We start from the raw sequence: 20,509 nt of genomic DNA, 5'->3' as shown, positions 1-20,509 counted from the left end.
CCCAGTGTATCACGTCTCAGATATCGTCAGCCCGACACATTGCCACGGTATCTTCTATCAGGCGGCGCGCCACGGTACCGGGCGGTGGGAGCAGCGGTAAATCGTCGTAACGATACCAGTCGGCTGACAGCAACTCTTTCGGGTCGATGACGATCTCGCCGCTGTCGTACTCGGCCATAAAGGCGGTCATCAGCGATTGCGGGAACGGCCACGGCTGGGAGGTGACGTAGCGCAGGTTCTTCACTTTGATACCGCTCTCTTCCATCACTTCACGCGCAACGGCCTGCTCCAGCGTTTCGCCCACTTCCACAAACCCGGCCAGCACGGTATGCACCCCGTTGCGATGACGGGTATGTTGCGCCAGCAGGATGGTGTCTTCACGACGGATAGCGACGATGATGCACGGCGCGATTTGCGGATAGTAGCGTTCGCGGCAGTGGCTGCAGAGCATGGCCCATTCGGTTTTGCTTGGGTGCATGGTGTGGCCGCAGTAGCCGCAATATTTATGCGAGCGATAAAACTCGGCCAACTGCACAGCGCGGCCGGCCAGCTGGAACAGGCCGACATCGAGATCGAGCACCTGGCGAACCGATCCCATATCGTGGCGACGATTTTGTTGGATCAACCACACAGAATCGCCCTGCCACTCGCCAATGTTTAGTGCGGGTTGACCCGCAAGATCGAAATTTCCGGCTTCGCCATGTGGTAATTCACCACCGGGCAACCATAATTTTTGTTCATGGCTGACTAACCACCAGCCGCGATCCGATTTTTCAATTATACGATCCATATCTATTGCACTACCTTTGCTTCACAGGCATGTTGGTAACAATACTATTACATTTTGGGTGGGCAGCTTTTAATCTTAACCTTGCGGAGTCAAACATGCTAAACCAGCTAGAAAACCTGACAGAGCGCGTTGGCGGAAGTAACAAACTGGTCGATCGCTGGCTGCACGTGCGTAAACATCTGCTCGTTGCCTACTACAATCTCGTTGGCATTAAGCCGGGTAAAGAGTCCTACATGCGCCTGAATGAAAAAGCGCTGGACGATTTTTGCCAGAGCCTGGTCGACTACCTTTCCAATGGTCATTTCAATATTTATGAACGCATTATCGGTGAAATGGAAGGTAACAGCCCGTTTTTAGCGGCCACCAAACTCTACCCTCTGCTGGAAGCCAACACTCAGCAGATCATGGATTATTACGACTCCACGCTCGAAAATGCCATCGATCAGGACAACTATCTGGAATTTCAGCAGGCACTTTCTGATATCGGCGAGGCGCTGGAGCAACGATTTACGCTGGAAGACAACCTGATCGCCCTCGCGCTGGATCACAATCTGAAAGCGAGCAACGAAGATAACGTCGCCCGACCGGCTTGAGTTATTTATCGTTAACGCGTAATTTACATTTACTGCTCCCGCTGTAGGGGAGCAAATTCTTGTCGGAGTGCCCAGTGCGAAAGCCGGGCTGAGACCGTTAATTCGGGATCCGCGGAACCTGATCAGGTTAAGACCTGCGAAGGGAACAAGAGTCAATTTACTGTATCGCCCCCGGGCGATCCTCTCTTGCTTCATCCGTCGTCTGACAAGCCACTTCCTGAACTTACTGGAACGAGCTATGTCTGCCACAAAAATGACCCGCCGCGAACAGCGCGCACACGCCCAACACTTCATCGATACCCTGGAAGGCACCGCTTTCCCAAACTCTAAACGCATCTATCTGACCGGCTCCCGGGATGATATCCGCGTACCCATGCGCGAGATCCAGCTCAGCCCGACGCTCATCGGCGGCAGTAAAGAAAACCCGCAGTTTGAAGAGAACGAAGCGGTGCCGGTCTACGACACCTCCGGGCCTTACGGCGATCCGGCTGTGACCATTAACGTCCAGCTGGGACTGGCAAAACTGCGCCAGCCGTGGATTGACGCGCGTGACGACAGCGAAGCGCTGAACGAGCAAAGCTCGGCTTATACCCGCGAACGCCTGGCCGATGATGGCCTGGACGAGCTGCGCTTCACCGGTCTTCTCACGCCGAAGCGTGCCAGGGCGGGCAAATGCGTGACCCAGCTGCACTATGCCCGTCAGGGGATCGTCACGCCGGAGATGGAGTTTATCGCCATTCGCGAAAACATGGGCCGCGAGCGCATCCGTGGCGAGGTGCTGCGCCACCAGCATCCGGGTGAAGGCTTTGGGGCTCGTCTGCCGGAGAACATCACCCCGGAGTTTGTGCGTGACGAAGTGGCCGCCGGCCGCGCCATCATCCCCGCCAACATCAACCATCCGGAATCGGAGCCGATGATCATCGGGCGTAACTTCCTGGTGAAAGTGAATGCCAATATCGGTAACTCGGCGGTCACCTCCTCCATCGAAGAAGAGGTGGAAAAACTGGTCTGGTCGACGCGCTGGGGCGCGGACACCGTCATGGACCTCTCCACCGGTCGCTATATTCACGAGACCCGTGAGTGGATCCTGCGTAACAGCCCGGTGCCGATTGGTACCGTCCCCATCTACCAGGCGCTGGAGAAGGTGAACGGCATCGCGGAAGACCTCACCTGGGAGGCTTTCCGGGATACCCTGCTGGAGCAGGCCGAACAGGGCGTGGATTACTTCACCATCCATGCGGGCGTGCTGCTGCGCTACGTGCCGATGACCGCTAAACGCCTGACCGGCATCGTCTCACGTGGCGGTTCTATCATGGCGAAATGGTGCCTGTCCCATCATCAGGAGAACTTCCTGTATGAGCACTTCCGCGAAATCTGCGAGATCTGCGCCGCCTACGACGTTTCGCTGTCGCTGGGCGATGGCCTGCGTCCGGGCTCCATTCGCGATGCCAACGATGAAGCGCAGTTTGCCGAGCTGCACACTCTGGGCGAGCTGACCAAAATTGCCTGGGAGTATGACGTCCAGGTGATGATTGAAGGCCCGGGCCATGTGCCGATGCAGATGATCCGCCGCAACATGACCGAAGAGCTTGAGCACTGCCACGAAGCGCCGTTCTATACCCTGGGGCCGTTGACCACCGATATCGCACCGGGTTACGACCACTTCACCTCCGGCATTGGCGCGGCGATGATTGGCTGGTTCGGCTGCGCGATGCTTTGCTACGTGACGCCGAAAGAGCATCTCGGTCTGCCGAACAAAGAGGACGTGAAGCAGGGGCTGATCACCTACAAAATTGCCGCCCACGCCGCCGACCTGGCGAAGGGCCATCCGGGGGCGCAGATCCGCGATAACGCCATGTCGAAAGCGCGCTTCGAATTCCGCTGGGAAGATCAGTTCAACCTCGCCCTCGACCCGTTCACCGCCCGCGCCTATCACGACGAAACCCTGCCGCAGGAGTCCGGCAAAGTGGCGCACTTCTGCTCCATGTGCGGGCCGAAATTCTGCTCGATGAAAATCAGCCAGGAGGTGCGTGATTACGCCGCGGCGCAGACTATCGAAGTGGGAATGGCCGATATGTCAGAGACCTTCCGCGCCCGGGGCGGCGAAATCTACCTCAAAAAAGAGGAGGCGTAATGTATCAGCCCAACTTTCCGCCAGTGCCGTTTCGTCTGGGGCTTTACCCGGTGGTCGACAGCGTGGCGTGGCTTGAGCGTCTGCTGACCGCCGGGGTAAAAACCCTGCAGCTGCGCATCAAGGATAAGCAGGATGATGAGGTTGAGGCCGATATTGTGGCGGCCATTGCCCTGGGGCGTCGCTATGACGCCCGCCTGTTTATCAATGACTACTGGCGTCTGGCGATTAAGCACCAGGCTTACGGCGTGCATCTGGGTCAGGAGGATCTGGAGACCACCGATCTTGCGGCCATTCGTACCGCCGGTTTGCGTCTCGGCGTGTCGACGCATGACGACATGGAGATCGACGTGGCGCTGGCGGCTCGTCCGTCCTACATCGCCCTGGGGCACGTTTTCCCGACCCGGACCAAGCAGATGCCCTCAGCTCCGCAAGGGCTTGAACAGTTGGCCCGTCATATCGAACGGCTCGGGGATTATCCCACCGTCGCCATCGGCGGTATAAGCCTCGAACGCGCGCCTGCGGTCCTGGCGACCGGCGTGGGAAGCATCGCGGTGGTGAGCGCCATCACCCAGGCCGGGGACTGGCAGGCAGCGACGGCGCAGCTGCTGCAACTGGCGGGGACAGGCGATGAATGACCGTGACTTTATGCGCTACAGCCGCCAGATCCTGCTGGACGATATCGCCATCGACGGGCAGCAAAAGCTGCTCGCCAGCCGGGTGTTGCTGATCGGCCTCGGCGGACTGGGCGCCCCGGCGGCGCTATACCTGGCCGGAGCCGGGATCGGCACGCTGGTGCTGGCCGACGATGACGAGGTTCATCTGAGCAATTTGCAGCGGCAGATCCTCTTCACCACCGACGATATTGCCCAGCCGAAAGCGCAGGTAACGCAGCGTCGCCTGCAGCAGCTCAACCCCGATATCCGGCTGATTGCCCTGCAGACCCGGCTGGAAGGCAACGCGCTGCAGGAGGAGATCGCCCGCGCCGACGTGGTGCTGGACTGCACCGACAACATGGCCACCCGCCAGGCGATCAACGCCGCCTGCGTGATGCTCAACACTCCGCTTATCACCGCCAGCGCCGTGGGCTTTGGCGGACAGATGATGGTGCTGACGCCTCCCTGGACGCAGGGCTGCTACCGCTGCCTTTGGCCGGATGATGACGAGCCGCAGCGCAACTGCCGCACCGCCGGTGTTGTCGGGCCGGTGGTTGGCGTGATGGGCACCCTGCAGGCGCTGGAAGCGATCAAGCTGCTCAGCGGCATCGAGGCCCCGCGCAATGCGCTACGTCTGTTCGACGCCCGGGCAGGAAGCTGGCGGCAGCTGGCTTTACAGCGCGCCAGCGGCTGTCAGGTATGTGGGGGGCAGCATGCGGATCCAGTTTAACGACGAACCGATGCAGTGCGTGGAAGGCATCACCGTCGCCACCCTGCTCTCCCAGCTGCGCCAGTTAAAACCCGGGGTCGCGCTGGCCCTGAATCAACAGATCCTGCCGCGCGAGCAGTGGGAAAAACAGCAGGTACGCGAAGGCGATCAGATCCTGCTCTTTCAGGTGATTGCCGGAGGCTGAGATGTTACGTATTGCTGATAAAACCTTTGATTCACATCTGTTTACCGGTACCGGCAAGTTTGCTTCGCCGCAGCTGATGGTGGACGCGATCCGTGAGAGCGGCAGCCAGCTGGTGACGCTGGCGATGAAGCGGGTCGATCTGCGTAATCACAACGACGCTATCCTGGCGCCGCTGCTGGACGCGGGCGTGAGCCTGCTGCCCAACACCTCCGGGGCCAAAACTGCGGAAGAGGCGGTGTTCGCTGCCCGGCTGGCGCGCGAGGCGCTGGGCACGCACTGGCTCAAGCTGGAGATCCATCCCGATGCCCGCTGGCTGCTGCCCGATCCCATCGAGACGCTGAAAGCGGCGGAGATGCTGGTCAAAGAAGGGTTCACGGTGTTGCCCTACTGTGGTGCCGATCCGGTACTGTGCAAACGGCTCGAAGAGGCTGGCTGTGCGGCGGTGATGCCGCTCGGCGCGCCGATAGGCTCCAATCAGGGGCTGGAAACCCGGGCGATGCTGGAGATTATCATCCAGCAGGCGACCGTGCCGGTGATCGTGGATGCCGGGATCGGCGTGCCCAGCCATGCCGCTCAGGCGCTGGAAATGGGCGCCGACGCCGTGCTGGTTAATACCGCCATTGCGGTCGCGGACGATCCGGTCACCATGGCGCGGGCGTTTCGTCTGGCGGTAGAGGCTGGCCTATTGGCTCGCCAGTCTGGTCCCGGCGCCCGGAGCGTTGAAGCCCATGCCACCAGCCCGTTAACCGGGTTTCTGGAGGCGTTATCATGAAAACCTTTACCGATCGCTGGCGCCAGCTCGACTGGGACGATATTCGCCTGCGCATCAACGCAAAAACGCCTGTGGACGTGGAGCGGGCATTAAACGCCCGTCAGCCGACCCGGGAGGATATGATGGCCCTGCTCTCCCCTGCCGCCAGCGGCTATCTGGAGCAGATGGCGCAGCGGGCGCAGCGCCTTACCCGCCAGCGCTTTGGCAACACGGTGAGCTTTTATGTCCCGCTCTATCTCTCCAATCTGTGCGCCAACGACTGCACCTACTGCGGCTTCTCAATGAGCAACCACATCAAGCGCAAAACGCTGGATGAAAACGAGATTGCCCGGGAGTGCACCGCGATCCGCGAGATGGGTTTTGAGCATCTGTTGCTGGTCACCGGCGAACATCAGACTAAAGTCGGGATGGACTATTTTCGCCGTCATATGCCAGCCATTCGCCGCCGGTTCGCCTCTTTACAGATGGAAGTTCAACCGCTTTCAGAGGCAGAGTATGGCGAGCTGAAAACGCTGGGGCTGGATGGCGTGCTGGTCTATCAGGAGACCTACCACGAAGCGGTGTATGCCCAGCACCATCTGAAAGGTAAAAAGCAGGACTTCTTCTGGCGGCTGGAGACCCCGGATCGGCTGGGACGCGCCGGGATCGACAAGATCGGCCTCGGGGCGCTGACCGGGCTTTCTGACAGCTGGCGGGTCGACAACTTTATGGTAGCGGAGCATCTGCTGTGGCTACAGCAGCACTACTGGCAGAGCCGGTACTCGATCTCTTTTCCCCGGCTGCGCCCCTGCGCCGGGGGGATCCAGCCCGCGTCGATTATGGATGAACGCCAGCTGGTGCAGACCATCTGCGCGTTTCGCCTGCTGGCCCCGGAGGTGGAGCTGTCGCTGTCGACCCGGGAATCTCCCGCGTTTCGCGATCGCGTCATTCCTCTGGCCATCAACAACGTCAGCGCATTTTCAAAAACTCAGCCTGGCGGCTATGCCGATGACCATCCCGAGCTGGAGCAGTTTGCGCCGCACGACAACCGCCGTCCGGAAGACGTTGCCGCAGCGCTCAGCCATCAGGGATTGCAGCCCGTCTGGAAAGACTGGGACAGCTGGCTGGGACGCGCCTCGCAACATGGCTGAAAAAAGCGGTAACGCAGAGAAGTTATTACGAGGCGTCACGTAACCTTATCAACGGGCCATTGTCATACCGCGCCCGTTTTTTTTACGCTTATTTCGTCAGCAGGGGATGCTGACCAGGGCGGAAAGCTTCTTCCTCGTTTCGCCCTGCCTTTCCCCATGCTGTAACAGTTGTAACCGGTTTCAGAAAATGCAGGTTTCTTTGTGATGACTGACACACAATCGCGGTAATGCGGTTGTCGAAGCGGACGGTGCAGGATAATTATCAATAAACACATGTACATTGAGGCTGACTATGAAGAACATCGTTTTATGCTGTGCAGCGGGAATGTCCACCAGCATGCTGGTTCAACGCATGAAAGACGCCGCGCAGAAAAAAGGGGTCGAAGTAACCATTAAAGCCGTACCGGTTGCTGAGTTTAAAGATGAAATCGCCGCAGCCGACATTGTGTTGCTTGGCCCGCAGGTCAAATACGAACTTAATAATCTTCAGGCTCAGGCCGAACCGCTGGGTAAAAAGGTCGCGGTTATCGACATGATGGATTACGGCATGATGAAAGGTGATGCCGTACTGGAAAAAGCCCTCAAACTGCTGGAGTGACCCGTGGAAGATTTAGAAACGATCATTATGGAGCTGCTGGTCAACGCCGGTGCAGCCCGTAGCTCAGCATTAACCGCGCTGCAGATGGCGCGTAAAGGTGATTTTGCCGAAGCTGAAAAAGCGATGGAAGAGTCACGGGAATTCGTTAAGCAGGCGCACTCTATCCAGACGAAACTGATTGGTCTTGATGAAGGCACCGGCAAGTTGCCGGTAAACCTGATAACCGTTCACTCGCAGGATCACCTGATGAACGCGATGGTGATTCAGGATCTGGCGGGAGATATGATCGAGCTTTATCGCCGCTTGCCGCTGGTGAACTAAAACGCCCCGACCCGAACCGTAGGTCGGGTAAGCGCAGCGCCACCCGGCAACAGCCGTATCAGTAAGCCAAAAACCGCCGAAGCGGGTTTTTTATGGGCTGACGATACGATTACTCGTTGTCAGAACCGCCCAGGCCTGCGTTCAGCAGCTCTGCCAGGCTGGCAGATGCATCTTCAGCAGTAACCTGCGGTGCAGCTGGGATTTCGCCCGCTGCGCGACGGCGCATACGATCCTGGTGGTACGCATAACCGGTACCGGCCGGGATCAGACGACCCACGATAACGTTCTCTTTCAGACCGCGCAGTTCGTCGCGTTTGCCCGCAACGGCTGCTTCGGTAAGCACACGAGTAGTCTCCTGGAACGATGCCGCGGAGATGAAGGACTCGGTTGCCAGAGACGCTTTGGTGATACCCAGCAGGTCACGTGCGAAGGTCGCACTGAGTTTGCCGTTCGCTTCCAGATCGCGGTTAGCAATCTTAACGCGAGAGTATTCAACCTGCTCACCTTCGAGGAAGTCGGAGCTACCGGCATTCACGATGGTGGCTTTACGCAGCATCTGACGAACGATAACTTCGATGTGCTTATCGTTGATCTTAACGCCTTGCAGACGGTAAACGTCCTGTACTTCGTTGGTGATGTAACGCGTTACCGCGTGGACGCCACGAAGACGCAGAATGTCGTGTGGCGCTTCCGGACCGTCGGAAACCACGTCACCACGTTCTACACGTTCACCTTCAAACACGTTGAGCTGACGCCATTTTGGAATCATCTCTTCGTACGGATCGCTGCCATCCAGCGGCGTGATCACCAGACGGCGCTTCCCTTTGGTCTCTTTACCGAAGGAAATGATACCGCTGATTTCAGCCAGGATTGCCGGCTCTTTCGGACGACGTGCTTCGAACAGGTCCGCAACGCGTGGCAGACCACCGGTAATATCCTTGGTACCGCTGGATTCCTGAGGAATACGCGCCAGGGCATCACCCGCACCGATCTGAATACCATCTTCCAGCTGAACAATCGCTTTACCTGGCAGGAAGTACTGAGCCGGCATATCGGTGCCAGGGATCAGAACGTCGTTGCCGTTAGCATCAACGATTTTCAGTGCTGGACGCAGATCTTTACCACCCGCGGTACGTTCTGCAGAATCCAGAACCACCAGGGAAGAGAGACCGGTCAGTTCGTCGGTCTGACGAGTAATCGTCTGGCCGTCGATCATATCGGTAAAGCGAATAAAGCCCGCCACTTCGGTGATAACCGGCATGGTGTGCGGATCCCAGTTTGCTACGGTTTCGCCGCCTGCAACCTGCTCGCCGTCGCCTTTCGCCATTACGGCGCCGTAAGGCACTTTATAGCTCTCTTTGGTACGGCCGAATTCGTCGATCAGCTTCAGCTCGGTGTTACGGGAGGTGATAACCAGTTTACCGCTGGAGTTCACAACCGACTTCGCGTTGCTGAGCTTGATGCTACCTTTGTTTTTCACCTGGATGCTGGATTCAGCAGCCGCACGAGATGCCGCACCACCGATGTGGAACGTACGCATCGTCAGCTGTGTACCCGGTTCACCGATGGACTGTGCCGCGATAACACCGATTGCTTCACCTTTGTTGATGATGTGGCCACGCGCCAGGTCACGACCATAGCAGTGCGCACATACACCAAAGTCGGTGTCACAAGATACAACGGAACGTACCTTCACGGAGTCAACAGAGTTCACTTCCAGCAGATCACACCACTGCTCGTTCAGCAGGGTGTTACGCGGAACCAGAATGTCTGCAGTACCCGGCTTCAGAACGTCTTCAGCGGTCACACGACCCAGTACGCGATCGCGCAGCGGCTCTTTAACATCACCACCCTCGATAACCGGGGTCATGGTGATACCTTCGAGGGTGCCACAATCGTCTTCGGTAACAACCAGATCCTGCGCAACGTCTACCAGACGACGCGTCAGATAACCGGAGTTAGCTGTTTTCAGTGCGGTATCCGCCAGACCTTTACGCGCACCGTGAGTGGAGATGAAGTACTGAAGTACGTTCAGACCTTCACGGAAGTTCGCGGTGATTGGCGTTTCGATGATGGAGCCATCTGGCTTCGCCATCAGACCACGCATACCTGCCAGCTGACGAATCTGTGCTGCGGAACCACGCGCACCGGAGTCGGCCATCATGTAGATGCTGTTGAAGGAGACCTGCTGCTCTTCGACGCCGTCACGGTTAATAACGGTTTCGGTCTGCAGGTTATCCATCATCGCTTTGGATACACGATCGTTCGCCGCAGCCCAGATATCGATAACTTTGTTATAGCGTTCGCCCGCGGTTACCAGACCAGACTGGAACTGCTCCTGGATCTCGGCAACTTCAGCTTCTGCTTCAGAGATGATCTCGTGTTTCTTCTCTGGGATGACCATGTCATCGATACCAACAGAGGCACCTGAACGCGCTGCATAAGCAAAGCCGGTGTACATTGTCTGGTCAGCGAAGATAACGGTCGGCTTCAGGCCCAGAATGCGGTAACAGGTGTTCAGCATTTTGGAGATAGCTTTCTTGCCCAGCGCCTGGTTGACGATGGAGAAAGGCAGACCTTTCGGTACGATCATCCACAGAATGGCACGGCCAATAGTCGTGTCTTTCAGGCTGGTTTTCGCCACGAATTCGCCGTTTTCATCTTTTTCATATTCGGTGATACGCACTTTAACGCGCGCATGCAGAGAGGCCAGGCCAGCGCGATAAATACGCTCAGCTTCTTTCGGGCCAGTCAGCACCATGCCTTCGCCTTTGGCGTTAACACAGTCACGGGTCATGTAGTACAGACCCAGTACAACGTCCTGAGAAGGAACGATGATTGGTTCACCGTTCGCTGGAGACAGGATGTTGTTGGTAGACATCATCAGCGCACGCGCTTCGAGCTGGGCTTCCAGCGTCAGCGGTACGTGAACAGCCATCTGGTCACCATCGAAGTCGGCGTTATATGCCGCACAAACCAGCGGGTGCAGCTGGATAGCTTTACCTTCGATCAGGACTGGCTCAAAGGCCTGAATACCCAGACGGTGCAGGGTTGGTGCACGGTTCAACAGTACCGGGTGTTCGCGGATAACTTCGTCCAGGATATCCCAAACGACAGCTTCTTCACGCTCAACCATTTTCTTAGCGGCTTTGATGGTGGTGGCGAGACCACGCAGTTCCAGCTTGCCGTAGATGAACGGTTTGAACAGCTCCAGTGCCATTTTCTTCGGCAGACCGCACTGATGCAGACGCAGGTATGGACCTACGGTGATTACAGAACGACCGGAGTAGTCAACACGTTTACCGAGCAGGTTCTGACGGAAACGACCCTGTTTACCTTTGATCATATCGGCCAAAGATTTCAGAGGACGTTTGTTAGAACCGGTGATCGCACGACCGCGACGACCGTTATCCAGCAGGGCATCTACCGCTTCCTGCAGCATACGTTTTTCGTTACGTACGATGATGTCCGGCGCAGCCAGATCCAGCAGACGTTTCAGACGGTTGTTACGGTTAATGACGCGACGATAGAGATCGTTCAGGTCAGAAGTCGCGAAACGACCACCATCCAGTGGAACCAGCGGACGCAGATCTGGCGGCAGAACCGGCAGAACGGTCAGGATCATCCACTCTGGTTTGTTACCAGACTGAACGAACGCTTCCAGCAGTTTGATACGCTTGGTCAGCTTTTTACGCTTGGTTTCGGAGTTGGTTTCGTTCAGCTCTTCGCGCAGCTGCTCGCACTCTTGCTCCAGATCCATGCTTTTCAGCAGGGCCTGGATAGCTTCCGCACCCATCTTCGCGTCGAATTCGTCACCGAACTCTTCCAGCGCGTCCAGATACTGTTCTTCGGTCAGAATCTGGTTACGTTCCAGGTTCGTCATCCCGCCTTCGATAACAACATAAGATTCGAAGTACAGAACACGTTCGATATCGCGCAGCGGCATATCCAGCAGCAGACCGATACGGGACGGCAGAGATTTCAGGAACCAGATGTGGGCAGTCGGAGACGCCAGCTCGATGTGGCCCATGCGCTCACGACGCACTTTAGTCTGGGTCACTTCAACGCCGCACTTCTCACAGATCACACCACGGTGTTTCAGGCGCTTGTACTTACCGCACAGGCACTCGTAATCTTTTACTGGCCCGAAAATACGCGCACAGAAAAGGCCGTCACGCTCAGGTTTGAACGTACGGTAGTTAATGGTTTCCGGCTTTTTAACTTCACCGAAAGACCATGAACGGATCATGTCTGGCGATGCCAGAGCAATTTTGATCGCATCAAACTCTTCGGTTTTAGTTTGCGCTTTCAGAAACTTTAATAAGTCTTTCACGGATTTGCTCCCGTCGGAGTTAGCACAATCTGGTGCCGGAAATGACTCCGGCACCAGTGACCTGTTTGAGCGAGAGTTACTCGTCTTCCAGTTCGATGTTGATACCCAGCGAACGAATCTCTTTCAACAGTACGTTGAAGGACTCTGGCATGCCCGGTTCCATCTGATGGTTGCCGTCCACGATGTTTTTATACATCTTGGTACGACCGTTCACGTCATCAGACTTAACGGTGAGCATTTCCTGCAGGGTGTATGCCGCGCCGTATGCTTCAAGCGCCCACACTTCCATCTCCCCGAAGCGCTGACCACCGAACTGCGCCTTACCACCCAGCGGCTGCTGAGTAACCAGGCTGTAAGAACCGGTAGAACGCGCGTGCATCTTGTCATCAACCAGGTGGTTCAGTTTCAGCATATACATGTAGCCAACGGTAACCTGGCGCTCGAATTGCTCACCGGTACGACCGTCGAACAGAGTGATCTGGCCAGAACTTGGCAGGCCACCCAGCTGTAACAGTTCCTTGATTTCAGACTCTTTCGCACCATCGAAGACAGGCGTTGCGATTGGCATACCTTTTTTCAGGTTCTCTGCCAGACGCAGCACTTCTTCATCGCTGAAGGTGTTCAGGTCGACTTTCTGACGAACATCAGTGCCCAGATCGTACGCACGCTGGATGAATTCGCGCAGTTTCGCGACTTCCTGCTGCTGTTTCAGCATGGCGTTGATCTTGTCGCCGATACCTTTAGCAGCCATACCCAGGTGGGTTTCAAGGATCTGACCAATGTTCATACGAGACGGTACGCCCAGCGGGTTCAGTACGATATCTACCGGCGTACCGTTAGCATCGTGCGGCATATCTTCGATCGGGTTGATCTTAGAGATAACACCCTTGTTACCGTGACGACCTGCCATCTTATCACCAGGCTGGATCTGACGTTTAACGGCCAGATAGACTTTAACAATCTTCAGCACGCCCGGTGCCAGATCGTCGCCCTGAGTGATTTTGCGGCGTTTCGCTTCGAGTTTTTTCTCGAACTCGTGTTTCAGTTCGTCATACTGCTCAGCCAGCTGTTCCAGCTGATTCTGTTTTTCTTCGTCGGCCAGGCCCAGTTCCAGCCAGCGGTCACGCGGCAGCTTGTCGAGCTTCTCAGCTTCAACACCACCGGAAACCAGCACCGCGTAGATACGACCAAACAGGCCAGCTTCAAGGATCTGCAGCTCTTCAGACAGGTCTTTCTTAGCCTGCTTCAGCTGCATCTCTTCGATTTCCAGCGCACGTTTGTCTTTTTCTACGCCATCGCGAGTAAAGACCTGAACGTCGATAACCGTACCGGAAACACCGTTTGGTACGCGCAGAGAAGAGTCCTTAACGTCAGACGCTTTCTCACCGAAGATCGCGCGCAGCAGTTTCTCTTCTGGCGTCAGCTGGGTTTCACCTTTCGGCGTTACCTTACCAACCAGAATGTCGCCGCCGGTCACTTCCGCACCGATGTAAACGATACCGGATTCATCCAGTTTGGAGAGCGCAGCTTCACCCACGTTAGGGATGTCAGCAGTGATCTCTTCTGGCCCCAGCTTGGTGTCACGGGACACACAGGCCAGTTCCTGGATGTGAATAGTGGTGAAACGATCTTCCTGAACCACACGCTCGGAGACAAGAATGGAGTCTTCGAAGTTGTAACCGTTCCACGGCATGAACGCTACGCGCATGTTCTGACCGAGCGCCAGTTCACCGAGGTCGGTGGACGGACCGTCTGCCAGCACGTCGCCGCGCTCAACTGGCTCGCCCAGAGACACACATGGCATCTGGTTGATACAGGTGTTCTGGTTAGAACGGGTGTATTTGGTCAGGTTATAGATGTCGATACCCGCTTCGCCTGGGTACATCTCGTCTTCGTTAACTTTGATAACGATACGGGAAGCATCCACGTACTGAACGGTACCGCCACGTTTAGCAACTGCAGTTACACCGGAGTCAACGGCAACAGCACGTTCCATACCGGTACCAACCAGCGGCTTATCAGCGCGCAGAGTTGGAACCGCCTGACGTTGCATGTTCGCACCCATCAATGCACGGTTGGCGTCATCGTGTTCCAGGAACGGGATCAGGGACGCACCGACGGAAACCACCTGCTGGGTGGAAACGTCCATGTAGTCAACCTGGTCGTTGCTGAACAAGCTGGATTCACCTTTGCTACGGCAGGTAACGAGGTCATCAACAAAGCGACCTTCTTCGTCCAGGTTGGTGTTCGCCTGGGCGATAACGTAGTTACCTTCTTCGATAGCAGACAGGTAATGAATTTCGTCGGTTACAACACCGTCAGTCACTTTACGATACGGGGTCTCAAGGAAGCCGTATTCGTTAGTCTGTGCGTACACGGACAGGGAGTTGATCAGACCGATGTTTGGACCTTCAGGCGTTTCGATTGGACATACGCGACCGTAGTGAGTCGGGTGTACGTCTCGTACTTCGAAGCCTGCGCGTTCACGGGTCAGACCGCCTGGGCCAAGTGCAGAGATACGACGCTTGTGCGTGATCTCAGACAGCGGGTTGTTCTGGTCCATAAACTGAGACAGCTGGCTGGAACCAAAGAACTCTTTCACTGCTGCGGAGATCGGCTTGGCGTTGATCATATCCTGAGGCATCAGGGTATCCAGATCGCCCAGAGACAGACGCTCTTTAACCGCACGCTCAACACGTACCAGGCCAACGCGGAACTGGTTTTCCGCCATTTCGCCTACGGAACGGATACGACGGTTGCCGAGGTGGTCGATATCGTCCACTTCGCCTTTACCGTTACGGATATCGATGAGCTTCTTCATCACTTCGATGATGTCTTCTTTGCTCAGGATACCGGAACCTTCGATCGCGTCACGCAGCAGAGAACGGTTGAACTTCATACGACCAACCGCGGACAGATCGTAGCGGTCTTCGGAGAAGAACAGGTTCTCGAACAGGCTTTCAGCCGCTTCGCGAGTTGGTGGCTCACCCGGGCGCATCATGCGGTAGATTTCTACCAGCGCGCTCAGACGATCGGTGGTTGGGTCGACACGTACGGTTTCGGACATGTACGGACCGTGGTCCAGATCGTTGGTGAACAGCGTTTCGATACGCTTGTGGCCAGACTGGCTCAGCTTAGCCAGCAGATCCAGGCTCAGCTCCATGTTAGCCGGGCAGATCAGCTCGCCAGTTGATGCATCAACGTAGTCTTTTGCTGCAACTTTGCCAGCAATGTATTCAACCGGAACTTCGATGTGTTTGATTTCATCTTTTTCCAGCTGACGGATGTGGCGCGCAGTAATACGGCGGCCTTTTTCCACATACACTTTGCCGTCGGCTTCGATGTCGAACGACGCGGTATCACCACGCAGACGCTCTGGCACCAGCTCCATTTGCAGCTTGTTGTCGCGAATTTCAAAGACAACTTTCTCAAAGAACAGGTCAAGGATCTGCTCAGTGGTGTAGTTCAGTGCACGCAGAATGATGGTCGCAGGCAGTTTACGACGACGGTCGATACGGACAAACAGGTTGTCTTTCGGATCGAACTCGAAGTCCAGCCAGGAACCACGGTAAGGAATGATACGCGCGTTATAGAGTACTTTACCGGATGAGTGCGTTTTACCTTTATCGCTGTCAAAGAAGACGCCCGGGCTACGGTGCAGCTGGGAAACGATAACACGCTCAGTACCGTTGATAACGAAAGTACCGTTGTCAGTCATGAGCGGGATTTCGCCCATGTAGACTTCTTGTTCTTTAATGTCTTTAACGGTGCCTTCCGGCGCTTCGCGCTCGTAGATCACCAGACGCAGTTTAACGCGCAGCGGTGCCGAGTAGGTCACGCCACGGATTTGACATTCCTGAACGTCAAATACCGGTTCGCCAAGGCGGTAGCTGACGTATTGCAGCTCGGAATTACCGCTGTAGCTTTTAATCGGGAACACGGAACGGAAGGCTGCTTCCAGGCCGTACTGCCCTTCAGGATCTTGCTCGATAAACTTCTGGAACGAGTCAAGCTGGATAGAAAGGAGATATGGAATGTCCAGAACTTGTGGACGTTTACCAAAATCCTTACGAATACGTTTTTTCTCGGTATAGGAGTAAACCATAGGGTTCCTCAGCTCGCTGACAAGTCGACCCATCTGTCCATTGGCGGACAGTTTGTGCAACACCATTTTGTTGATCGGAAAATCGAACACTTTCCGCAATGCCTGTTGCTATCACGCTTAAACCATTTCATTGCGATTTACCCAGAGCGAGCACCCTGTCGCAGTATATTAAGACGTCGATAGAAACAAGCATTGTCAGGACAACCAGCAGTCAAACAGTGTGAAACGCTACTGGCGCCTTACAGCGCAAAAAGGCTGGTGACTAAAAAGTCACCAGCCATCAGCCTAATTTCTCAGGCTGCAACCGGAAGGGTTGGCTTATTTAACTTCAACTTCAGCGCCAGCTTCTTCCAGAGATTTTTTCAGTGCTTCTGCGTCGTCTTTGCTCACGCCTTCTTTCAGCGCAGCTGGAGCAGATTCTACCAGGTCTTTAGCTTCTTTAAGACCCAGGCCAGTTGCAGCACGTACTGCTTTGATTACGGCAACTTTGTTAGCGCCAGCAGCTTTCAGAATTACGTCGAATTCAGTTTTTTCTTCAGCAGCTTCAGCCGGGCCAGCAGCTACAGCTACAGCAGCAGCAGCAGAAACACCGAATTTTTCTTCCATTGCAGAAATCAGTTCTACAACGTCCATTACGGACATAGCTGCAACTGCTTCAATGATTTGATCTTTAGTGATAGACATTTAAATTGTTCCTGAAAATCAGAATAAGTTTATACGTAAGCGAATACTTGATAAAGATGACTGCTATTAAGCAGCTTCTTTCGCATCGCGAACAGCAGCCAGAGTGCGAACCAGTTTGCCAGCCGAAGCTTCTTTCATGGTTGCCATCAGGCGTGCAATTGCTTCTTCGTAGGTCGGCAGGGTTGCCAGGCGATCGATTTGCGATGCCGGGATCAACTCACCTTCAAAGGCTGCAGCTTTAACCTCGAATTTTGCATTCGCTTTCGCGAACTCTTTGAACAGACGAGCAGCAGCGCCCGGGTGTTCCATAGAGTATGCAATCAAGGTTGGACCAACAAACGTGTCTTTCAGGCACTCGAACTGAGTACCTTCAACTACGCGGCGCAGCAGGGTGTTACGAACAACACGCATGTAAACGCCAGCTTCACGACCTGCTTTACGCAGTTCAGTCATTTTATCTACAGTAACGCCACGGGAATCCGCAACTACTGCAGACAGCGCGCCTTTGGCTACTTCGCTGACTTCAGCAACAATCGCTTGTTTGTCTTGAAGATTTAAAGCCATTAGCTTTGCTCCTGGATGTTTGCCGGAACTCATGTTCCGGAACTCACTTCACTCTTCCCAACGGGAGGAGCGTCTTAATACGGTGAGCAGAAACAAGCCAGAGTATCCAAAAATAATCTTAGCGTTCTGTCACCGTCTACGCAGGGGATTAAGTCTCTTACGAAACACCTGCGGTCTTCGACGGAGGCCTGGATTAGGCCAGGCTCCAACGAACAAATCTTTTAGCCGCTAACTATTGTTAGCAAACGTGGGGGTAAGATTGTAGACAAATCCACCGCCCACGTAAAGGCATTAGTTTGCAGCAGCGCTCAGGCCAGCCTGGTCAACTGCAACACCTGCACCCATGGTGGTGGAGATGCTAACTTTCTTGATGTACACGCCTTTCGCCTGAGTTGGTTTAGCTTTTTTCAGCGCAACCAGCAGAGATTCCAGGTTTTCTTTCAGTTTGTCAGCGTCAAAGTCCACTTTACCGATGGTGGTGTGGATGATGCCGTTTTTGTCGTTACGATAACGAACCTGACCTGCTTTAGCGTTCTTAACCGCTTCAGCAACGTTAGGGGTTACAGTACCAACTTTCGGGTTTGGCATCAGGCCGCGTGGACCCAGAACCTGGCCCAGCTGGCCAACAACGCGCATTGCATCTGGAGATGCAATAACAACGTCAAAGTTCATTTCGCCTTTCTTGATCTGATCGGCCAGATCTTCCATACCTACCAGTTCAGCGCCGGCAGCTTTAGCAGCTTCAGCGTTTGCACCCTGAGCAAATACAGCTACGCGAACGGAACGGCCAGTACCGTGTGGCAGTACAGTTGCGCCACGAACGTTCTGATCGGATTTACGAGCGTCGATGCCCAGGTTAACGGCAACGTCAACGCTTTCAACGAACTTAGCGGTAGCCAGTTCTTTCAGCAGAGCGATAGCTTCGTTGATGTCGTACTGTTTGGTCGCATCAACTTTGTCACGGATCACGGACATGCGCTTGGTCAGTTTAGCCATTTCTTAGTCCTCCACTACCAGGCCCATGGAACGTGCAGTACCTTCGATGGAGCGAGTCATCGCTTCAACGTCGGAACCAGTCATGTCGGCAGCTTTGGTCTGCGCGATTTCCTGCAGCTGAGCGCGGGAAATTTTACCAACTTTGTCTTTGTTCGGCTTGCCGGAACCAGACTTGATACCAGCCGCTTTTTTCAGCAGAACTGCTGCCGGCGGGGTCTTGGTAACGAAAGTGAAAGAACGGTCAGCGTAAACAGTGATTACGACTGGGATTGGCAGACCTTTTTCCAGGGATTCGGTTTTCGCGTTGAACGCTTTACAGAATTCCATGATGTTCACACCCTGCTGACCCAGAGCTGGACCAACTGGTGGACTTGGGTTCGCCATACCAGCTGCAACCTGCAGCTTGACGTAGGCTTGTACTTTCTTAGCCATTCTAAAATCCTCTGATTGGGTTATAGCGCCTCAAGGAGGCTCCCCGTGATAAAATTCGTTTTACGGATACGATCCATAAAAACAAAAGGCGCGAAATTGTATTCCAATCTCGCGCCCTGTGCAACGTTTAAATCGTCGCTTTTTTGATCGGCTGCTTAGGCTTTTTCTACCTGGGCAAAGTCCAGTTCTACCGGGGTCGCACGACCGAAGATAGAAACAGAAACTTTCAGGCGGGACTTTTCGTAGTCCACTTCTTCAACCACGCCGTTAAAGTCAGCAAACGGACCGTCATTAACACGTACCATTTCACCCGGTTCAAACAGCGTTTTCGGACGCGGCTTATCACCAACCTGCTGCAGGCGGTTCATAATCGCATCAACTTCTTTATCGCTGATTGGCGCCGGACGGTCAGACGTGCCGCCGATAAAGCCCATTACGCGCGGGACGCTGCGCACTAAGTGCCAGCTTGCATCGTTCATCACCATCTGAACAAGCACGTAACCCGGGAAGAATTTGCGCTCGCTTTTGCGACGCTGGCCGCCACGGATCTCGACCACTTCTTCGGTCGGAACCATAACTTCACCAAACAACTCTTCCATGTTGTGTAATTTGATATGCTCACGCAGCGACGTTGCTACGCGGCCTTCAAAACCGGAAAACGCCTGAACGACGTACCAGCGCTTTTTAGGGGCTTCAGACATCTCAGAACCTCAGGCCAGTGATAAAGGATACCAGGCGAACCAGAATACCATCCAGTCCCCACAGGATCAGTGACATTACAGCGGTAACCGCAGCTACGATCAGCGTGGTGTGCAATGTTTCCTGGCGAGTCGGCCAAATGACCTTACGGACTTCCGTTCTCGCTTCGCGGGCAAAAGCGACGGTCGCTTTACCTTTGGTCGTCAACAGCGCGACACCACCCGCTGCAGCAATCAGAATTACCACTGCAAGCGCGCGTAGCGGCAGCATCATGTCGCGATACAGGTAGTTGCCAACGATTGCCACGATCAACAATACGGCTACCACTACCCATTTCATCGCTTCCAGGCCGCGCCCGCTCCCTTGAGCTTCGGTATTCGCACTCATAAACCAACCTGTCAGAAGTATTCTACAAACATTTTCACCCCGCGAGCGCGAGGCAAACCAAATCGAAACGCTTAATCGCTTTTCGGATTATACGCTCTCTGCAGAGCCTGTCTCAGCAATGATTATGACAAAAATAATCACTGATGAGCCAGGTTCTGATGTGAAAGCGTGCAAAAAGGGCATCAAATGATGCCCTTTTCATGCGCATTGCGTCAAATGTTATCAGCAATTAGCCGAGAACTTTAGCAACCACGCCCGCGCCAACGGTACGGCCACCTTCACGGATTGCGAAACGCAGACCGTCATCCATCGCGATTGGGTGGATCAGGGTAACAACCATTTTGATGTTGTCGCCTGGCATTACCATCTCAACGCCTTCTGGCAGTTCGATGGTACCGGTCACG

Annotated in this window: 18 protein-coding genes, 1 pseudogene and 1 riboswitch; of the genes and pseudogenes, 9 read left to right on the top strand and 10 right to left on the bottom strand. The window is 55.0% G+C overall.

Going from position 1 to position 20,509, the window contains the following annotated elements; all coding sequences use genetic code 11:
• Window positions 1-16: 16 nt before the first annotated feature.
• On the bottom strand, window positions 17-790 hold the full coding sequence (gene nudC / locus K5I40_RS23450; RefSeq protein ID WP_138371052.1) for an NAD(+) diphosphatase: 774 nt from the start codon (window positions 788-790) through the stop codon (window positions 17-19).
• Window positions 791-885: 95 nt separating this feature from the next.
• Here nudC and K5I40_RS23445 point away from each other — a divergent pair, with 95 nt between their 5' ends.
• The 9 genes from K5I40_RS23445 (at window position 886) to K5I40_RS23405 (ending at window position 7,905) form a co-directional block, all read left to right on the top strand.
• On the top strand, window positions 886-1,383 hold the full coding sequence (locus tag K5I40_RS23445; RefSeq protein WP_039028892.1) for an Rsd/AlgQ family anti-sigma factor: 498 nt from the start codon (window positions 886-888) through the stop codon (window positions 1,381-1,383).
• 53 nt (window positions 1,384-1,436) lie between these two features.
• A riboswitch (TPP riboswitch) is annotated at window positions 1,437-1,545 on the top strand.
• A gap of 76 nt (window positions 1,546-1,621) precedes the next feature.
• Window positions 1,622-3,517: a phosphomethylpyrimidine synthase ThiC gene (thiC, locus tag K5I40_RS23440; RefSeq protein ID WP_223075796.1), complete on the top strand. Its 1,896-nt coding sequence runs from the start codon at window positions 1,622-1,624 to the stop codon at window positions 3,515-3,517.
• Window positions 3,517-4,152 (top strand): thiamine phosphate synthase, encoded by a 636-nt coding sequence (gene thiE / locus K5I40_RS23435; protein ID WP_223075795.1) that lies wholly within the window; start codon window positions 3,517-3,519, stop codon window positions 4,150-4,152. The genes thiC and thiE overlap by 1 nt, the downstream gene beginning before the upstream one ends.
• The gene (gene thiF, locus K5I40_RS23430; RefSeq protein ID WP_139563975.1) at window positions 4,145-4,900 is read left to right on the top strand and encodes a thiazole biosynthesis adenylyltransferase ThiF; all 756 of its coding nucleotides are present in this window, start codon (window positions 4,145-4,147) and stop codon (window positions 4,898-4,900) included. Before thiE ends, thiF begins: the two co-directional genes overlap by 8 nt.
• Window positions 4,884-5,084, top strand: a complete 201-nt coding sequence (gene thiS / locus K5I40_RS23425; protein WP_139563974.1) for a sulfur carrier protein ThiS — start codon at window positions 4,884-4,886, stop codon at window positions 5,082-5,084. Before thiF ends, thiS begins: the two co-directional genes overlap by 17 nt.
• Window position 5,085: 1 nt before the next feature.
• Complete coding sequence (gene thiG / locus K5I40_RS23420; protein WP_223075794.1) at window positions 5,086-5,856, top strand: thiazole synthase; 771 nt, start codon at window positions 5,086-5,088, stop codon at window positions 5,854-5,856.
• Entirely contained in the window at window positions 5,853-6,986 is a 1,134-nt protein-coding gene (thiH, locus tag K5I40_RS23415) for a 2-iminoacetate synthase ThiH (RefSeq protein WP_223075793.1), read from the top strand. The genes thiG and thiH overlap by 4 nt, the downstream gene beginning before the upstream one ends.
• Window positions 6,987-7,278: 292 nt before the next feature.
• A complete protein-coding gene (locus K5I40_RS23410; protein ID WP_039028885.1) occupies window positions 7,279-7,584 on the top strand; it encodes a PTS sugar transporter subunit IIB in 306 nt (101 codons plus the stop codon).
• A 3-nt stretch (window positions 7,585-7,587) separates the two neighbouring features.
• Window positions 7,588-7,905, top strand: coding sequence for a PTS lactose/cellobiose transporter subunit IIA (locus K5I40_RS23405; protein WP_039028884.1), 318 nt, complete (start codon window positions 7,588-7,590; stop codon window positions 7,903-7,905).
• A gap of 109 nt (window positions 7,906-8,014) precedes the next feature.
• On the opposite strand, the gene rpoC is transcribed toward K5I40_RS23405, so the two are convergent.
• The 9 genes and pseudogenes from rpoC to tuf form a co-directional block, all read right to left on the bottom strand.
• Window positions 8,015-12,238 carry a DNA-directed RNA polymerase subunit beta' gene (rpoC, locus tag K5I40_RS23400; protein WP_039028883.1) on the bottom strand — a complete coding sequence of 1,408 codons (4,224 nt, stop codon included), beginning with the start codon at window positions 12,236-12,238 and terminating at the stop codon, window positions 8,015-8,017.
• 76 nt (window positions 12,239-12,314) lie between these two features.
• Window positions 12,315-16,343 (bottom strand): DNA-directed RNA polymerase subunit beta, encoded by a 4,029-nt coding sequence (rpoB, locus tag K5I40_RS23395; RefSeq protein ID WP_039028900.1) that lies wholly within the window; start codon window positions 16,341-16,343, stop codon window positions 12,315-12,317.
• A 318-nt stretch (window positions 16,344-16,661) separates the two neighbouring features.
• Window positions 16,662-17,027 carry a 50S ribosomal protein L7/L12 gene (gene rplL / locus K5I40_RS23390; RefSeq protein ID WP_039028882.1) on the bottom strand — a complete coding sequence of 122 codons (366 nt, stop codon included), beginning with the start codon at window positions 17,025-17,027 and terminating at the stop codon, window positions 16,662-16,664.
• Window positions 17,028-17,093: 66 nt separating this feature from the next.
• Window positions 17,094-17,591, bottom strand: a complete 498-nt coding sequence (gene rplJ / locus K5I40_RS23385; RefSeq protein ID WP_001207203.1) for a 50S ribosomal protein L10 — start codon at window positions 17,589-17,591, stop codon at window positions 17,094-17,096.
• Between the two features lie 291 nt (window positions 17,592-17,882).
• The gene (gene rplA / locus K5I40_RS23380) at window positions 17,883-18,587 is read right to left on the bottom strand and encodes a 50S ribosomal protein L1 (protein WP_006176745.1); all 705 of its coding nucleotides are present in this window, start codon (window positions 18,585-18,587) and stop codon (window positions 17,883-17,885) included.
• Window positions 18,588-18,590: 3 nt separating this feature from the next.
• Complete coding sequence (gene rplK, locus K5I40_RS23375) at window positions 18,591-19,019, bottom strand: 50S ribosomal protein L11 (protein ID WP_032615878.1); 429 nt, start codon at window positions 19,017-19,019, stop codon at window positions 18,591-18,593.
• Window positions 19,020-19,174: 155 nt separating this feature from the next.
• Complete coding sequence (gene nusG / locus K5I40_RS23370; RefSeq protein WP_003862341.1) at window positions 19,175-19,720, bottom strand: transcription termination/antitermination protein NusG; 546 nt, start codon at window positions 19,718-19,720, stop codon at window positions 19,175-19,177.
• Between the two features lies 1 nt (window position 19,721).
• On the bottom strand, window positions 19,722-20,105 hold the full coding sequence (gene secE / locus K5I40_RS23365; protein WP_003862342.1) for a preprotein translocase subunit SecE: 384 nt from the start codon (window positions 20,103-20,105) through the stop codon (window positions 19,722-19,724).
• Between the two features lie 229 nt (window positions 20,106-20,334).
• A pseudogene (tuf, locus tag K5I40_RS23360) lies at window positions 20,335-20,509 on the bottom strand (elongation factor Tu); the annotation flags it as partial.

It is taken from the genome of Leclercia sp. LTM14, assembly GCF_023736175.1.
In the GTDB taxonomy this organism is placed as follows: Bacteria; Pseudomonadota; Gammaproteobacteria; order Enterobacterales; family Enterobacteriaceae; genus Enterobacter; species Enterobacter barmai.
This window is presented reverse-complemented; position numbering and strand designations above follow the sequence as displayed.

Coding starts and splice junctions, on each gene's coding strand:
- rplJ (WP_001207203.1), bottom strand. CDS start 17,591: ATGGCTTTAAATCTTCAAGACAAACAAGCGATTGTTGCTGAAGTCAGC.
- secE (WP_003862342.1), bottom strand. CDS start 20,105: ATGAGTGCGAATACCGAAGCTCAAGGGAGCGGGCGCGGCCTGGAAGCG.
- thiG (WP_223075794.1), top strand. CDS start 5,086: ATGTTACGTATTGCTGATAAAACCTTTGATTCACATCTGTTTACCGGT.
- thiE (WP_223075795.1), top strand. CDS start 3,517: ATGTATCAGCCCAACTTTCCGCCAGTGCCGTTTCGTCTGGGGCTTTAC.
- nusG (WP_003862341.1), bottom strand. CDS start 19,720: ATGTCTGAAGCCCCTAAAAAGCGCTGGTACGTCGTTCAGGCGTTTTCC.
- rplK (WP_032615878.1), bottom strand. CDS start 19,019: ATGGCTAAGAAAGTACAAGCCTACGTCAAGCTGCAGGTTGCAGCTGGT.
- thiS (WP_139563974.1), top strand. CDS start 4,884: ATGCGGATCCAGTTTAACGACGAACCGATGCAGTGCGTGGAAGGCATC.
- rplL (WP_039028882.1), bottom strand. CDS start 17,027: ATGTCTATCACTAAAGATCAAATCATTGAAGCAGTTGCAGCTATGTCC.
- K5I40_RS23410 (WP_039028885.1), top strand. CDS start 7,279: ATGAAGAACATCGTTTTATGCTGTGCAGCGGGAATGTCCACCAGCATG.
- thiH (WP_223075793.1), top strand. CDS start 5,853: ATGAAAACCTTTACCGATCGCTGGCGCCAGCTCGACTGGGACGATATT.
- rpoB (WP_039028900.1), bottom strand. CDS start 16,343: ATGGTTTACTCCTATACCGAGAAAAAACGTATTCGTAAGGATTTTGGT.
- thiC (WP_223075796.1), top strand. CDS start 1,622: ATGTCTGCCACAAAAATGACCCGCCGCGAACAGCGCGCACACGCCCAA.
- nudC (WP_138371052.1), bottom strand. CDS start 790: ATGGATCGTATAATTGAAAAATCGGATCGCGGCTGGTGGTTAGTCAGC.
- rplA (WP_006176745.1), bottom strand. CDS start 18,587: ATGGCTAAACTGACCAAGCGCATGTCCGTGATCCGTGACAAAGTTGAT.
- K5I40_RS23445 (WP_039028892.1), top strand. CDS start 886: ATGCTAAACCAGCTAGAAAACCTGACAGAGCGCGTTGGCGGAAGTAAC.
- thiF (WP_139563975.1), top strand. CDS start 4,145: ATGAATGACCGTGACTTTATGCGCTACAGCCGCCAGATCCTGCTGGAC.